Source organism: Pelomonas caseinilytica (genome assembly GCF_021353235.1).
GTDB lineage: Bacteria > Pseudomonadota > Gammaproteobacteria > Burkholderiales > Burkholderiaceae_C > Pelomonas > Pelomonas caseinilytica.
Genome location: NZ_JAJTWT010000004.1, coordinates 121,036 through 134,590 on the forward strand (window position 1 = coordinate 121,036; position 13,555 = coordinate 134,590).

Here is a 13,555-nt window from a genome sequence, read left to right on the forward strand (position 1 = left end):
CGGGGGACCGACCAGACTTGCGCGCGTCCAGCGCCGCAAGGCTGGGCGAGGGGCTTCTATGATGGCGCCGCATGATTGAACAACGCATCCAGCAGCAGTTCTTCGAGAGCGCCGACCTGCTCTATCAGGCGGCCGAGCAACTGGCCCGCCCCCTGGCCATGGCCGCGCAGATGGTGGTGGACGCCATCACCGGCGGCAACCGCATCCTCTGCGCCGCCCATGGCCTGGCCGCCCTCGACGCCGACTACCTCGCCGCCCGGCTGGCTGGCCGCTTCGAGCAGGAGCGCCCGGGGCTGGCCGCGTGGAGCCTGGCCGCCCAGGCCCGCGAGGCCGCCGGGCTGGATCTGGCCCGGCTGCTCCAGGCCCATGGCCACCCGGGCGACGTGCTGGTGATGATCGAGCCGCTGCGCGAACAGCGCGACGCCTGGCAGCCGGCGGTGGCCGTGGCCCATGCGCAGGAGATGAGCATCATCGCCCTGACGGCGCAACCGCAGGGCGCCGCGGACGAGTGGCGCGGCCTGCTGCAGGACACCGACATCCAGATCCGCGTCAGCCATGGCCGCGAGCCGCGCGTTGTGGAAGCCCAGCGCGTGCTGCTGCACGCCCTGGCCGACGCCGTCGACCTGCAATTGCTCGGCAGCGACGAATAACCCCGATTGGAAGCCCCACGATGAAGAAGCTCAGCCTGACCCTGACCGCCGCCGCCCTGGCCGCCCTGCTGAACACCGGCTGCGCGCCGCTGCTGATCGGCGGCGCCATGGTGGGCGGGGTGACGGTGGCCACGGACCGCCGCACCTCGGCCACCCAGCTGGAGGACGAGACCATCGAGATCAAGGCCGGCTCCCGCCTGCGCGAACAGCTCGGCGACCGCGTCCACATCAACGTCAACAGCTACAACCGCGTGGTCCTGATCACCGGCGAGGCCCGCAACGAAGCCGACCGCGCGGAGGCCGAGCGCCTGGTCGGCGGCGTGGAGAACGTCACCAGGGTCATGAACGAAGTGGCCGTGACCCTGCACAGCTCACTGACCAGCCGCTCCAACGACCTGGTCATCCAGAGCAAGGTCAAGGCCCAGCTCATCGACGCCCGCGACCTGCTGAGCAACGCCTTCTACGTCGTCGTGGAGCGCGGCGAGGTCTTCCTGATGGGCCGCGTGACCGAGCGCGAGGCCGACCGCGCCACCGAGATCGCCCGCCAGGTGGGCGGCGTGAAGAAGGTGGTGCGGGCCTTCGAGATCATCAGCGAAGACGAGCTCGCCCGCATCACCCCCAAGAAGCAGTAAGCCTCCAGCCACCGTTGGATGGGGCCACAGAGGCCACAGAGAGACCGGGCCTCTTGCGCGGAATGTCCGTCTCTCTGTGCCTGTGTGGCGTGTTGTTCCTGATGGCCGCCTACCGCGCCCATCAAGCGGGGTTCAGAGCCGCTTGATCAAGCTCGACGTGTCCCAGCGGTTGCCGCCCATGGCCTGGACGTCGGCGTAGAACTGGTCCACCAGCGCCGTCAGCGGCAGGCGCGAGCCGTTGCGGCGGGCCTCGTCGAGCACGAGGCCGAGGTCCTTGCGCATCCAGTCGACCGCGAAGCCGAAGTCGAACTTGTCGTCCACCATGGTCTTGCCGCGGTTGTCCATCTGCCAGCTCTGGGCCGCGCCCTTGCCGATGACCTCCAGCACCTGATGCATGTCCAGGCCGGCGTTCTGCCCGAAGCGCACGGCCTCGGACAGGCCCTGCACGACGCCGGCGATGCAGATCTGGTTGACCATCTTGGCGAGCTGGCCGGCACCCGGCCCGCCGAGCAGGGTCACGGCCTTGGCGAAGGCGAGGGCCACGGGCCTGGCCAGGTCGAAGGGCGCGGCGTCGCCGCCGCACATCACCGTGAGGGCGCCGTTCACCGCGCCCGCCTGGCCACCGGACACCGGCGCGTCGATGAAGGCCACGCCGCGCCGGGCGGCCTCGGCATGCAGCTTGCGGGCCACGGCGGCCGAGGCCGTCGTGTGGTCGACGAAGACCGAACCCGACGTCATGCCCGCCAGGGCCCCTTGGTCGCCGAGCACGACGGAGCGCAGGTCGTCGTCGTTGCCGACGCAGCAGAACACGAATTCCGCGCCCTGGGCGGCGGCGGCCGGCGTGGCCGCGAAGGCGCCGCCGTACTGCTGCACCCAGGCCTCGGCCTTGGCGGTGGTGCGGTTGTAGACCGTGACCTGGTGGCCGGCCCGCGCCAGATGGCCGGCCATGGGATGGCCCATGACGCCCAGGCCCAGGAAGGCCACGCGGCGGGCGGGAATCGGGTCGTAGGTTCGGGTGCTCATGGGCTCAGACGATGGTCAAGTGTTCGGTGCCGGAGGACAGGTCGCCGCTGCGGGCGCGCTCGCTGTTGAGCTTGATCTGCAGCCGCAGGTCGTTGACGGAGTCGGCATTGCGCAGGGCGTCCTCGTAGGTCACCTTGCCCGCCTCGTAGAGGTCGAAGAGGGCCTGGTCGAAGGTCTGCATGCCCTGCTCGCGCGAGCGCTTCATCAGCTCCTTGATCTCGCTGATCTCGCCCTTGAAGATCAGGTCGGAGATCAGCGGCGTGTTCAGCAGGATCTCCACCGCCGCGACGCGGCCCTTGCCTTCGCGGCGCGGCAGCAGGCGCTGGCTGATGAGGGCGCGCAGGTTCAGCGACAGGTCCATCAGCAACTGCTGGCGCCGGTCCTCGGGGAAGAAGTTGATGATGCGGTCCAGCGCCTGGTTGGCGCTGTTGGCGTGCAGCGTCGCCATGCACAGGTGGCCGGTCTCGGCGAAGGCGACGGCGTGCTCCATGGTCTCGCGGTCGCGCAGCTCGCCCATCAGGATGACGTCGGGCGCCTGGCGCAGCGAGTTCTTCAGCGCGGCCTCCCAGCTGTCGGTGTCCAGGCCCAGCTCGCGCTGGGTGACGATGCAGTTCTTGTGCGGGTGCACGAACTCGATCGGGTCCTCGATGGTCACGATGTGGCCATAGGTCGTCTCGTTGCGCTCGTCGATCATGGCCGCCAGCGAGGTGCTCTTGCCCGAGCCCGTCGCGCCCACCACGATGACCAGGCCGCGCTTGTGCTGCACCACCTCGCGCAGCACCGGCGGCAGGTCCAGCGAGGTGATGGTGGGCAGCGTGGACGGGATGGTCCGCAGCACCAGGCCGACCTGGCCCTGTTGCAGGAAGGCGTTGACGCGGAAGCGCCCGATGCCGTGTGGCGAGATCGCGAAGTTGCACTCCTTGGTGCGCTCGAACTCCGCGGCCTGCTTGTCGTTCATGATCGACCGCGCCAGCTGCAGCGTGTGCTGGCCGGTCAGCGGCTGGGGCGACACCTTGGTGAGCTTGCCGTCCACCTTGATGGCGGGCGGGAACTCGGCCGTCAGGAAGAGGTCCGAGCCCTTGCGCGACAGCATCAGCCGCAGCAGGTCGTTGATGAACTTGGAGGCCTGGTCGCGTTCCATGGTGGATTCCTAGGAAATGCAACCACAGAGGCACGGAGGCACAGAGATGACAGCCATGAATCCTCTCTGTGTCTCCGTGCCTCTGTGGTTGCTTTTTTATCGAGTCGGTCAGCCGGGGAAGTTCTCGGGGAACTTGGCCTTAGACCTCGCCTCCGCCGGCGAGATGATGTTGCGGCGGACCAGGTCGGTGAGGTTCTGGTCCAGGGTCTGCATGCCCAGGCTGTTGCCGGTCTGGATGGCCGAGTACATCTGGGCCACCTTGTTCTCGCGGATGAGGTTGCGGATGGCCGAGGTGCCCAGCATGATCTCGTGGGCGGCCACGCGCCCGGTGCCGTCCTTGAGCTTGCACAGGCTCTGCGAGATGACCGCCACGAGGGACTCCGACACCATGGCCCGCACCATCTCCTTCTCGGCCGCAGGGAAGACGTCGACGATGCGGTCCACCGTCTTGGCGGCCGACGAAGTGTGCAGGGTGCCGAACACCAGGTGGCCCGTCTCGGCCGCCGTCAGCGCCAGGCGGATGGTTTCGAGGTCGCGCATTTCGCCCACCAGCACGGCGTCCGGGTCCTCGCGCAGGGCCGAGCGCAGGGCGTTGCTGAAGCTGTGCGTGTGCGGGCCGACTTCGCGCTGGTTGATGAGGCTCTTCTTGCTCTCGTGCACGAACTCGATCGGGTCCTCGATGGTGAGGATGTGGCCGTACTCGTTCTCGTTGAGGTGGTTGATCATGGCCGCCAGCGTCGTGCTCTTGCCCGAGCCGGTGGGGCCGGTCACCAGCACCATGCCGCGCGGCTTGAGCGCCAGGTCGGCGAACACCTTGGGCGCGGCCAGCTGCTCCAGGCTCAGGATCTTGCTCGGAATCGTCCGGAACACCGCGCCCGCGCCGCGGTTCTGGTTGAAGGCGTTGACCCGAAAGCGCGCCAGGCCCTGGATCTCGAAGGAGAAGTCGACCTCCAGCGTCTCCTCGTACATCTTGCGCTGGGAGTCGTTCATGATGTCGTAGACCATGTCGTGGACCGCGCGGTGGTCCAGGGCCTCGACGTTGATGCGGCGCACGTCGCCATGCACCCGGATCATCGGCGGCAGGCCGGCCGAGAGGTGCAGGTCCGATGCCTTGTTCTTGACCGAGAATGCCAGCAGCTGGGTGATGTCCATGGTGTGCAGATAAAGAGCTCGGCTGATTATGGCGATCTCCGATTCCCTCCAAGCCACCAAAAATCGCATTGATGCGGCATGTGCCGCAGCCGGCCGTCCACCCGGGGCGGTCCGCCTGCTCGTCGTCAGCAAGACCTTTCCGGCGGCCGCCGTGCGCCAGGCCTTCGAGGCCGGGGCCCGCGCCTTCGGCGAAAACTACGTGCAGGAGGGCCTGGCCAAGGTCGCCGAGCTGATCGACCTGCGCGGCCAGCTCGAATGGCACCTGATCGGCCCGCTGCAGTCCAACAAGACCCGGCCGGTGGCCGAACACTTCGACTGGGTGCACAGCGTGGACCGGCTCAAGGTCGCCCAGCGCCTGGCCGAGCAGCGCCCGCCCGAGCTGCCACCGCTCAACGTCTGCCTGCAGGTCAATATCAGCGGCGAGGCCAGCAAGAGCGGCCTGGCGCCCGCCGACGTGGCCGCGCTGGCCCGGCAGGTCGCCGGCCTGCCGCGGCTGAGGCTGCGCGGGCTGATGGCCGTGCCCGAGCCCGGCCCCGGTGCCCTGGCCCAGCACCAGGCCATGGCCGCCCTGTTCGCCGCGCTGCAGGACGAGGGCCTGGACCTGGACACGCTGTCGCTCGGCATGAGCGCCGACCTGGAAGACGCCATCCGGGCCGGCTCCACCATGGTGCGCGTCGGCAGCGCCATCTTCGGGGTCCGCACGTGAAGCCGGCCTGGCTGCTGGCTCTGGCGGCGCTGTCCGTGAACGCGCAACCCGTCCCCGACACCCTGGCCCAGCGCGCCCTGGCCTGCACCGGCTGCCACGGCAAGGAAGGCCGCGCCGCGCCCGACGGCTACTACCCCCGGCTGGCCGGCAAGCCGGCGGGCTATCTCTACAACCAGTTGCTGAACTTCCGCGACGGCCGGCGCGACTACGGCCTGATGAGCGAGCTGATCTCGCCGCTGTCCGACGACTACCTCAAGGAACTGGCCGGCCATTTCGCCTCGCTGGACCTGCCCTACCCCCCGCCCCAGCCCGCCACGCTGCCGGCGCCCGAGCTTGCCCGGGCCGAACAGCTGGTACGCCAGGGCGACGCCACCCGGCGCCTGCCGGCCTGCACCGCCTGCCACGGCGAGCGCCTGACCGGCACGCAGCCGGTGGTGCCGGGCCTGCTCGGCCTGTCGCGCGACTACCTCAACGGCCAGCTCGGCGCCTGGCGCAGCGGCCAGCGGCGCGCCCAGGAGCCCGACTGCATGGCCCAGGTCGCCAAGGCGCTGACGGAGGCGGACATCAACGCCATCACCCAATACCTCGCCAGCCGGCCCATGGCGGCCGACAGCCATCCCGCCGCCGCCCTGGCCGCGCCCGCACCGCTGCGCTGCGGGGGGCTGGCGCCGTGAGGCGGCTGCTCATCGGCCTGGTGCTGCTGGCCGCGCTCGCCGTGGCGGCAGGCTTCGCCCTGCTGGCCTGGCAGCGCCACCTCGGCGACGACACGCCCCGGTCGACCACCTCGGCCGACGCCCGGCGCGGCGCCTACCTCGCCGCGGTCGGCAACTGCGCCGGCTGCCACACGGCCCGGGGCGGCGCGCGCCTGGCCGGCGGGCGGCCCATTCCCACGCCCTTCGGCACCGTCTTCTCGCCCAACCTGACGCCCGACGCCACCGGCCTGGCTGGCTGGAGCGCCAACGACTTCTGGCGGGCCCTGCACCTGGGCATCTCCCGCGACGGCCGGCTGCTGGTGCCGGCCCACCCCATCACCAACACCACCCTCGTCAGCCGCGAGGATGCCGACGCCCTGCACGCCTGGTTGCAGGCACAGCCCGCCATGGCCGCGCCGCGCCGCGCCCACGAGCTGCGCTGGCCCTACGGCACGCAACTGGCCCAGGCCGCCTGGCGGGCGCTGTACTTCCGGCCCGGCACCTTCCGACCCGACCCCGCCCGCGGCGACGCCTGGAACCGCGGCGCCTACCTCAGCCAGGGCCTGGCGCACTGCAGCGCCTGCCACGCGGGCCGCGACGCCCTGGGCGGCGACGCCGGCGCGGCGGACTTCCGCGGCGGCCGGCTCGCCGGCCTCGGCTGGGTGGCCCCGTCACTGCACGACCCGGCCGAGGCCGGCGTGCAGCGCTGGCCGGCCGAAGCGCTGATGCGCTGGCTGCGCGACGGCCACGCGGACGGCCATGCCGCGCTCGGCCCCATGGCCGAGGTCGTGCTCGGCAGCACCTCGGCCCTGAACGACGCCGACCTCGCCGCCATGGCGACCTACCTGCACGCCCTGCCCGAGCAGGCGGTCCCGCGCGCCGAGCCCACCGAGCCCGACCTGCGCCGCCGCGAGCAAGGCGCCGCCCTCTACCGCGACCATTGCGCCGCCTGCCATGGCGAGCGCGGCGAAGGCCGGCGCGACGCCTCCGGCGCCCTCGCCTACCCGCCGCTGGCCGGCAGCCGCATCGTCACGCAGGCCAGCGCGGCCAACCTGATCCGCGTCATCGAGCGCGGCGGCTTCGGCCCCGCCACGCCGGGGCATCCGCGGCCCTACGGCATGCCGCCCTTCGCGGGCGTCCTCGGGGCTGAAGAGCTGGCCGCCCTGGCCAGCCACCTGCGCCAATCCTTCGGCCACCAGGCCGGCGACGTCGACGCCGTCGAGGTGGTGCGACTGCGCACTGCCGCCACCGTGCATTGACCGCGATCAAACCGCGGCAGGGGCGACGTGAACGTTTTCACGGGGGCCTGCCGCAGGCGAGAAGCAAATGGTCACAGGTCGGGACACACTGCGCGGCGGCCGTCGGGTAGGCCGAAAAACCAGGGCCGCAAGGCCTGAAGTCATCGTTGGTTAGAGCGCGGCATCCGGCCGCCGACACCCGGGATCACCGGACAAGGACCTCATTGCAATGAACTTCCTGACGCAACTGCGCATTGGCCAGCGCCTCGCCGTGAGCTTCGGCCTGCTGATCGTGCTGCTGGTCGCCATCGGCGTCTTCGGCGCGACCAATGCCAACCGGCTGGCCAAGGACCTGGACCGCACCGCCAACTCCAGCCTGGTCAAGATCGCCGCCGCCAACGGCCTGGAGAGCCAGGTCAACATCATCTCGCGCGCCGTGCGCGACCTGCTGCTGCTGGACACGGCCGGCGCCATCAAGAAGCAGAAGGCCGCCATCGCCGGCGCGATCGACGAGGCCGAGAAGCAGCTCAAGAGCCTGGAAGACGCCGCCGCCGAGGGCAGCGAGAAGACGGTCGCGGGCGAGGTCCGCGAGCGCAAGACCAAGTTCCTGGCCGCCCTCGAGAAGTTCCAGAAGATCCAGGCCGACGGCACGCCCGACGAGGCCCGCGAGAGCCTGATCACCGACCTGCGCCCGGCCCAGGCCGCGCTGCAGGAAGGCATCAAGAAGCTGGTCGACATGCAGTTCGACAGCGGCAAGGAGCTGGCCACCAAGGGCGGCGAGCTGGCCCGCTCCTCGGTGATGCTGACCGTCGTGCTGGTCGCCGTCGCGGTGGCCCTGGGCATCGGCGGCTTCCTGGTCATCTCGCGCTCCATCGTCGGGCCGGCCCGCAAGGCCCAGGCCGCTGCCGAGGCCATCCGCGCGGGCGACCTCACGCAGGACATCCAGGTCGAGGGCCGCGACGAGCTCAGCCAGATGCTGCAGGCCATGAAGGACATGCAGGCCGCCCTCTCCGGCGTCGTGCGCGACGTGTCCACCGCCGCCAGCGAGGTCGCCTCCAACTCCGGCTCCATCGCCGACAGCAACACCAACCTGGCCGAGCGCACCACGCGCTCCGCCGCCAGCCTGCAGAACACCGCCGCCTCGGTGGAGCAGATCGCCTCCACGCTCAAGGGCGCCAGCGAGCTGACCCGCCGCGCCGCCGGCATCGCCGTGACGGCCCGCCAGTCGGCCAGCAACGGCGGCGCCGTGGTCTCCAAGGTCGTCGAGACCATGGAGGAGATCAGCGCCAGCTCCAAGAAGATCGGCGACATCATCGGCGTCATCGACGGCATCGCCTTCCAGACCAACATCCTGGCCCTGAACGCCGCGGTGGAAGCCGCGCGGGCCGGCGAGCATGGCCGCGGCTTCGCCGTGGTGGCCGCCGAGGTGCGGGCCCTGGCCCAGCGCTCGGCCGGCGCCGCCAAGGAGATCAAGGTGCTGATCCAGGAATCGACCGTCAAGGTCGAGAACGGCACCACCCTCGTCAACAACGCCGGCGTGACCATCCGCAGCGTCGTCGACGAGGTCAACAACATGGGCCAGCTGATCGAGGAGATTTCGCACTCGGCGCAGGAGCAGGCCTCCGGCGTCGGCGTCGTCAACGGCGCCATGAACGAACTCGACAAGGCCACCCAGCAGAACACCAGCCTGGTGGGCGAACTCAGCCGCTCGGCCGACGCCCTGCGCGACAGCTCGACCCGGCTGATCGAAGCCGTCGGCTTCTTCCGCGCGGCCTGAACCCCTTTTCCCACTTGCAAAGGTTCGCCATGTCCTTACTGCGTTCCGCCACCGTCCTGGCCGCCAGCCTGATGCTGGCCCTCGCCGCCCACGCCACCCCCAAGGTGGTCAAGAAGGTACCGCCGGACTTCCCGCGCGAGGCTGCCCAGAAGGGCATCTCCACCGGCGTCGTCAAGGCCAAGCTGACCATCGAGGCCGACGGCAAGGTGAGCGACGTCGAGATCGTCGAAGCCGAACCCAAGCGCGTCTTCGACCGCGCCGTGAAGTCGGCCCTGATGGAGTGGAAGTTCGAGCCGGGCGAAAAGGCCACCCACGAAGTCAAGCTCGTCTTCAAGAACGAAGACTGAGGACTATCAACGGGCGGTCGCCACCTCGCCCGGCTTCGCGCCGGGCGGCCAGAGCTTGATCCCGCCCACCACCAGCACCAAGGCGAGAACGGCGCCGCCGGCCGCGAGGCCCAGGCGCCGTTTTCTTTGCGCCCGCCGCACCCGGGCGCGGCCCACGCCGGTCGCCTCGCGCAACGCGGGGCTGAAGGGCGCCGCCTTCAGCCGCTTCAGGTTGACCGCCTGCTTGCGGCCGTCACGCGCCGTCACAATTTCGAAACTGAGGGGCTCGTCCAGCCGCGGGCCCTCGCCGTCGGTGGGAAAGGCCGCGAGGCCGACGAAGACCTCCTCGCCGCCTCCGCGCGGCCGGATGGCCCCGTAGCCGGCGTCCTGGTTCCACGCGCTCAGCACTCCTTCGAATCGCATACCGCCCCTCACGCAATCCTGAAATCTTGGGGGAGGCCGCCTTGGCCGCCGAAACGGGATGTAAGCCCGACAATGCCCCCTTTGCAAGCCCCCAATCTCGCAGCGCATGCCCATCCATTGGTTTCCCGGCCACATGAACGCCACCCGCCAGGCGATCAAGGATCGCGTCAAGGCGGGTCTGGACGTGGTCATCGAGCTGCTCGACGCGCGCCTGCCCGGCTCCAGCAGCAACCCGCTGCTGGCCGCGCTGACGACCGGCCGGCCTTCGCTCAAGGTGCTCAACAAGCAGGACCTCGCCGACCCCGCCATGACGGCCCGCTGGCTGGAGCACTACGACGCCCAGGCCCACACCCGCGCCATCGCCCTGGACGCCGGCGAGAAGGCGCCCGCCCGCGCCCTCGTCAAGGCCTGCCGCGAACTCGCGCCCCACCGCGGCGGACTGGACAAGCCCATGCGCGTGCTGATCTGCGGCATCCCCAACGTGGGCAAGAGCACCCTGATCAACACCCTGGTCGGCCGCCGCGCCGCCAAGACGGGGGACGAGCCCGGCATCACCAAGGTCGAGCAGAAGATCGTGCTGGAAGACGGCTTCTACCTCTTCGACACCCCCGGCATGCTGTGGCCGCGCATCTCGGTCACGCAAAGCGGCTACCACCTGGCCGCCAGCGGCGCCATCGGCCGCAATGCCTTCGACGAGGAGGAGGTGGCGCTGGAGCTGATCGCCGTGCTGCGCCGCCACTACCCCGAACGGCTGAAGGAGCGCTTCGGCCTGGCGGAGCTCGGCACCGACGACGCCGTGCTTGAGGCCATCGGCCTCAAGCGCGGCGCCAAGGTGCGCGGCGGCGGCGTGCAGATGCACAAGGCCGCCGAAGCCCTGCTGGCCGACTTCCGCCAGGGGCTGCTCGGCCGCATCACGCTGGAGACGCCCGAGGAGATGACGGCCTGGCGCCAGGCCGCCGCCGAGGAGGAGGCCCGCGAGGCCGCCGAGCGCGAAGCCGAGAGAGCCGCCGACAAGGAGCGCCGCAGCGGGCGCCGGGCGGCCTCCAGCGGAGACGCGTGATTCCCCGGCTGTGAGCCGGCGCGGGGCGCGCCTATGCTGGCCCGACCGCCACTGCGCCCCCGTCCCATGAGCCGACTCTCCCTGCTTGACCTCGCCTTCTTCATCGCCGAGAACGAGGCCAGCCCCAAGCACGTCGCCGGCCTGCACATCCACCGCCTGCCCAAGGGCGCCGGCCCGCGGTTCGCGCGAGAGCTCTACGACGAGTTCCTGACCCACACCGAGGTGCAGCCGCCCTTCGATCAGGTCATCCGCTTCCTGTCGGCCGGCCTGATGCCGAGCTGGGAGCGCGCCGAGTCGGTGGACCTGGCACAGCACGTCTTCTTCCACACCCTCAAGCGCGGCGCCAACGACCGCGAGGCCCTGTACGCCCTGGCCGCCCGGCTGCACGAACCCATGCTCGACCGCAGCCGGCCGCTGTGGGAGGTCCACGTCATCGCCGGCCTCTGGGACCGCCAGTTCGCCATCTACTACAAGATGCACCACGCGGTGGCCGACGGCATCACCATGGCGCGCTGGGGCGTGGAGTCGCTGCGCACCACGCCCGACGACCTCGCCGTGACCCCGGTCTGGACGCTGGACCACAGCCGCCACGCCGCTGCGCGTGGCCGCAAGAAGCGGCTGGATCAGGCCGTGGCCGGCACCGTCTGGAAGCAGCTCACCGCCAACAGCCAGCGCGCCGTCGGCATCGGGCGGCTCACCGCCATGCTGGCGCTGGAAGCCGTCAAGCTCACCAAGAACGCCATCGCCCTGCCCTTCATGGCCAGCGGCGACACGCCCTTCACCGGCAATGCCACGCCCGGCCGCCAGTTCGCCACGGCTGCGGTGCCCATGGCCCGCATCGACGCCATCCGCAAGGTCGCCCGCGCCACGCTCAACCACGTGGCCCTCACCTGCCTGGACGGTGCCATGCACCGCTACCTGGCCGACGAAGGCATCGCGCTGGACCGGCCCATCACCATCCAGATGCCCGTCAATCTGCGCCGCGAAGGCGAGAAAGGCGCGGGCAACAAGATCGGCATCATCCTCGTCGACCTGTCCCCGCCCACCGACGACGCCTACGTGCGGCTGCGCAACGTCGGCTACTCGCTGCGCAACGTCAGGTCCATGATCGACTCCGTCGCCCCCGAGGCGGTCGAGACCTACACCATCCTCACCGGCCTGCTCGGCCAGATCGCCGGCATGCTCAACCTGGCCGACAAGGTCACACCGCTGGGCAACACCCTCGTCTCCAACGTGCCGGGGCCTTCGCACACCCTCTACCTCAAGGGCGCCGAGCTGCGCGAGATGCATCCGCTGTCCACCATGCCCGCGACCCACCTGATGAACATCACCCTCTTCAGCTACGCCGGCACCCTCTACTTCGGCCTCATCGCGACCGACGCCCTGCCCAACCTCGGCCGGCTCGCGGGCTACGTCGAGGAAGAGATCGCCGCCCTGGAAGCCGCCGTGGGGATTGCCTGATGCTGGACGCCTACCTCTTCCACCACTGCCGCACGCCGCGCGGCAAGGGCAAGCCCGAGGGCAGCCTGCACCGCGCCACGCCGATCTGGCTGGTGCGCACGCTGCTGCAGGCCCTGCGCGAGCGCACGGGGCTGGACACCGCCCTGGTGGACGACGTCGTGCTGGGCTGCGTGACCCCGGTGGGCGAACAGGGCGGCGACATCGCCCGCATCGCCGTGCTGGACGCCGGCTGGGCCGAGTCCGTCGCCGGCATCACGCAGTCGCGCTTCTGCGCCTCGGGGCTGGAAAGCGTCAACCTTGCGGCGGCCAAGGTCGCCAGCGGCTTCGAGCGCCTGGTCGTCGCCGGCGGCGTGGAGAGCATGAGCCGCGTGCCCATGGGCAGCGACGGCGGCGCCTGGCTGCAGGACGAGCGCGTCATCGACGCCATCGGCTTCGTGCCCCAGGGCATCAGTGCCGACCTCATCGCCACGCTGGAAGGCTTCTCGCGCGCGGAACTCGATGCCTGGGCCGCCCGCTCCCACCAGCGCGCCGCCGCGGCCCGGGCCGAAGGCCGCTTCGCGCCCGCCCTGGTGCCCGTGCACGACGAGGCCGGCACCCTGCTGCTGGCCGAGGACGAGACCATCCGCCCGCAGACCACCGCCGAGACCCTGGCCGCGCTGACTCCGTCCTTCGTGAAGCTGGGCGCGAGGCTCGATGCCCTGGCCCTGCGCAAGTATCCGCAAGCCGCCGCCATCGAGCACCGCCACCACGCCGGCAATTCCTCCGGCATCGTCGACGGCGCGGCCCTGGTGCTGGTCGGCTCGCGGGCCGGCGGCGAGGCCGCGGGCCTGAAGCCGCGCGCCCGCATCCGCGCCGCCGCCGTCACCGGCAGCGAGCCCACCCTCATGCTCACCGGCACCACGCCGGCCTGCCTCAAGGCCCTGCGCCAGGCCGGCATGCAGGCCGCCGACGTCGACCTGTGGGAAATCAACGAAGCCTTCTCCGCCGTGCCGCTGAAGACGGCGCGCGACCTCGGCCTCGACCCCGAGCGCGTCAACGTGAACGGCGGCGCCATCGCCCTGGGCCATCCCCTCGGCGCCACCGGCGCCATGCTGCTCGGCACCCTGCTCGACGAACTCGAACGCCGTGACCAGCAGACCGGCTGCGTCACCCTGTGCGTCGGCGGCGGCATGGGCATCGCCACCCTGATCGAGCGTGTCTGAACCCGGCCCGGTTTCAAGGCCGTGTCGCCGAAACAAGGCGGCCTCCCTAGTTCATGACTCCTCCATCGGGCG

At 70.7% G+C, this 13,555-nt stretch carries 14 protein-coding genes; 10 read left to right on the forward strand and 4 right to left on the reverse strand.

Going from position 1 to position 13,555, the window contains the following annotated elements; all coding sequences use genetic code 11:
• The first annotated feature begins 71 nt into the window (after positions 1-71).
• Positions 72-650, forward strand: coding sequence for an SIS domain-containing protein (locus tag LXT12_RS11180; RefSeq protein ID WP_233392026.1), 579 nt, complete (start codon positions 72-74; stop codon positions 648-650).
• 20 nt (positions 651-670) lie between these two features.
• Complete coding sequence (locus LXT12_RS11185; protein WP_233392028.1) at positions 671-1,282, forward strand: BON domain-containing protein; 612 nt, start codon at positions 671-673, stop codon at positions 1,280-1,282.
• Positions 1,283-1,414: 132 nt separating this feature from the next.
• Here LXT12_RS11185 and LXT12_RS11190 read toward each other — a convergent pair whose 3' ends face one another.
• The 3 genes from LXT12_RS11190 to LXT12_RS11200 form a co-directional block, all read right to left on the reverse strand.
• Entirely contained in the window at positions 1,415-2,305 is an 891-nt protein-coding gene (locus LXT12_RS11190) for an NAD(P)-dependent oxidoreductase (RefSeq protein ID WP_233392030.1), read from the reverse strand.
• Positions 2,306-2,309: 4 nt separating this feature from the next.
• Complete coding sequence (locus tag LXT12_RS11195; protein WP_233392032.1) at positions 2,310-3,446, reverse strand: PilT/PilU family type 4a pilus ATPase; 1,137 nt, start codon at positions 3,444-3,446, stop codon at positions 2,310-2,312.
• Between the two features lie 108 nt (positions 3,447-3,554).
• Positions 3,555-4,598 (reverse strand): type IV pilus twitching motility protein PilT, encoded by a 1,044-nt coding sequence (locus LXT12_RS11200; protein ID WP_233392034.1) that lies wholly within the window; start codon positions 4,596-4,598, stop codon positions 3,555-3,557.
• A gap of 28 nt (positions 4,599-4,626) precedes the next feature.
• Here LXT12_RS11200 and LXT12_RS11205 point away from each other — a divergent pair, with 28 nt between their 5' ends.
• The 5 genes from LXT12_RS11205 to LXT12_RS11225 all read left to right on the forward strand — a co-directional run bounded on the left by LXT12_RS11205 (position 4,627) and on the right by LXT12_RS11225 (position 9,358).
• Positions 4,627-5,304, forward strand: coding sequence for a YggS family pyridoxal phosphate-dependent enzyme (locus LXT12_RS11205; protein ID WP_255763580.1), 678 nt, complete (start codon positions 4,627-4,629; stop codon positions 5,302-5,304).
• On the forward strand, positions 5,301-5,978 hold the full coding sequence (locus tag LXT12_RS11210; RefSeq protein ID WP_233392036.1) for a c-type cytochrome: 678 nt from the start codon (positions 5,301-5,303) through the stop codon (positions 5,976-5,978). Before LXT12_RS11205 ends, LXT12_RS11210 begins: the two co-directional genes overlap by 4 nt.
• Positions 5,975-7,255, forward strand: a complete 1,281-nt coding sequence (locus LXT12_RS11215; protein WP_233392039.1) for a c-type cytochrome — start codon at positions 5,975-5,977, stop codon at positions 7,253-7,255. Before LXT12_RS11210 ends, LXT12_RS11215 begins: the two co-directional genes overlap by 4 nt.
• Positions 7,256-7,463: 208 nt before the next feature.
• Positions 7,464-9,011, forward strand: a complete 1,548-nt coding sequence (locus tag LXT12_RS11220; protein ID WP_233392041.1) for a methyl-accepting chemotaxis protein — start codon at positions 7,464-7,466, stop codon at positions 9,009-9,011.
• A 29-nt stretch (positions 9,012-9,040) separates the two neighbouring features.
• Positions 9,041-9,358 (forward strand): energy transducer TonB, encoded by a 318-nt coding sequence (locus LXT12_RS11225; protein ID WP_233392043.1) that lies wholly within the window; start codon positions 9,041-9,043, stop codon positions 9,356-9,358.
• 6 nt (positions 9,359-9,364) lie between these two features.
• On the opposite strand, the gene LXT12_RS11230 is transcribed toward LXT12_RS11225, so the two are convergent.
• Positions 9,365-9,760: a cold-shock protein gene (locus LXT12_RS11230; protein WP_233392045.1), complete on the reverse strand. Its 396-nt coding sequence runs from the start codon at positions 9,758-9,760 to the stop codon at positions 9,365-9,367.
• Between the two features lie 106 nt (positions 9,761-9,866).
• Between LXT12_RS11230 and ylqF the strand changes: the two genes are divergently transcribed.
• The 3 genes from ylqF (at position 9,867) to LXT12_RS11245 (ending at position 13,483) form a co-directional block, all read left to right on the forward strand.
• On the forward strand, positions 9,867-10,820 hold the full coding sequence (gene ylqF, locus LXT12_RS11235; protein ID WP_233392046.1) for a ribosome biogenesis GTPase YlqF: 954 nt from the start codon (positions 9,867-9,869) through the stop codon (positions 10,818-10,820).
• A 66-nt stretch (positions 10,821-10,886) separates the two neighbouring features.
• Entirely contained in the window at positions 10,887-12,281 is a 1,395-nt protein-coding gene (locus LXT12_RS11240; RefSeq protein ID WP_233392048.1) for a wax ester/triacylglycerol synthase domain-containing protein, read from the forward strand.
• Complete coding sequence (locus tag LXT12_RS11245; RefSeq protein WP_233392050.1) at positions 12,281-13,483, forward strand: acetyl-CoA C-acetyltransferase; 1,203 nt, start codon at positions 12,281-12,283, stop codon at positions 13,481-13,483. The genes LXT12_RS11240 and LXT12_RS11245 overlap by 1 nt, the downstream gene beginning before the upstream one ends.
• Positions 13,484-13,555: the final 72 nt, after the last annotated feature.

Bases quoted from the DNA above. Each gene is read 5' to 3' on its own strand.
- LXT12_RS11190 (WP_233392030.1), bottom strand. From the start codon at position 2,305: ATGAGCACCCGAACCTACGACCCGATTCCCGCCCGCCGCGTGGCCTTC.
- LXT12_RS11245 (WP_233392050.1), top strand. From the start codon at position 12,281: ATGCTGGACGCCTACCTCTTCCACCACTGCCGCACGCCGCGCGGCAAG.
- LXT12_RS11185 (WP_233392028.1), top strand. From the start codon at position 671: ATGAAGAAGCTCAGCCTGACCCTGACCGCCGCCGCCCTGGCCGCCCTG.
- LXT12_RS11230 (WP_233392045.1), bottom strand. From the start codon at position 9,760: ATGCGATTCGAAGGAGTGCTGAGCGCGTGGAACCAGGACGCCGGCTAC.
- LXT12_RS11195 (WP_233392032.1), bottom strand. From the start codon at position 3,446: ATGGAACGCGACCAGGCCTCCAAGTTCATCAACGACCTGCTGCGGCTG.
- LXT12_RS11220 (WP_233392041.1), top strand. From the start codon at position 7,464: ATGAACTTCCTGACGCAACTGCGCATTGGCCAGCGCCTCGCCGTGAGC.
- LXT12_RS11200 (WP_233392034.1), bottom strand. From the start codon at position 4,598: ATGGACATCACCCAGCTGCTGGCATTCTCGGTCAAGAACAAGGCATCG.
- LXT12_RS11225 (WP_233392043.1), top strand. From the start codon at position 9,041: ATGTCCTTACTGCGTTCCGCCACCGTCCTGGCCGCCAGCCTGATGCTG.
- LXT12_RS11180 (WP_233392026.1), top strand. From the start codon at position 72: ATGATTGAACAACGCATCCAGCAGCAGTTCTTCGAGAGCGCCGACCTG.
- LXT12_RS11205 (WP_255763580.1), top strand. From the start codon at position 4,627: ATGGCGATCTCCGATTCCCTCCAAGCCACCAAAAATCGCATTGATGCG.
- ylqF (WP_233392046.1), top strand. From the start codon at position 9,867: ATGCCCATCCATTGGTTTCCCGGCCACATGAACGCCACCCGCCAGGCG.
- LXT12_RS11240 (WP_233392048.1), top strand. From the start codon at position 10,887: ATGAGCCGACTCTCCCTGCTTGACCTCGCCTTCTTCATCGCCGAGAAC.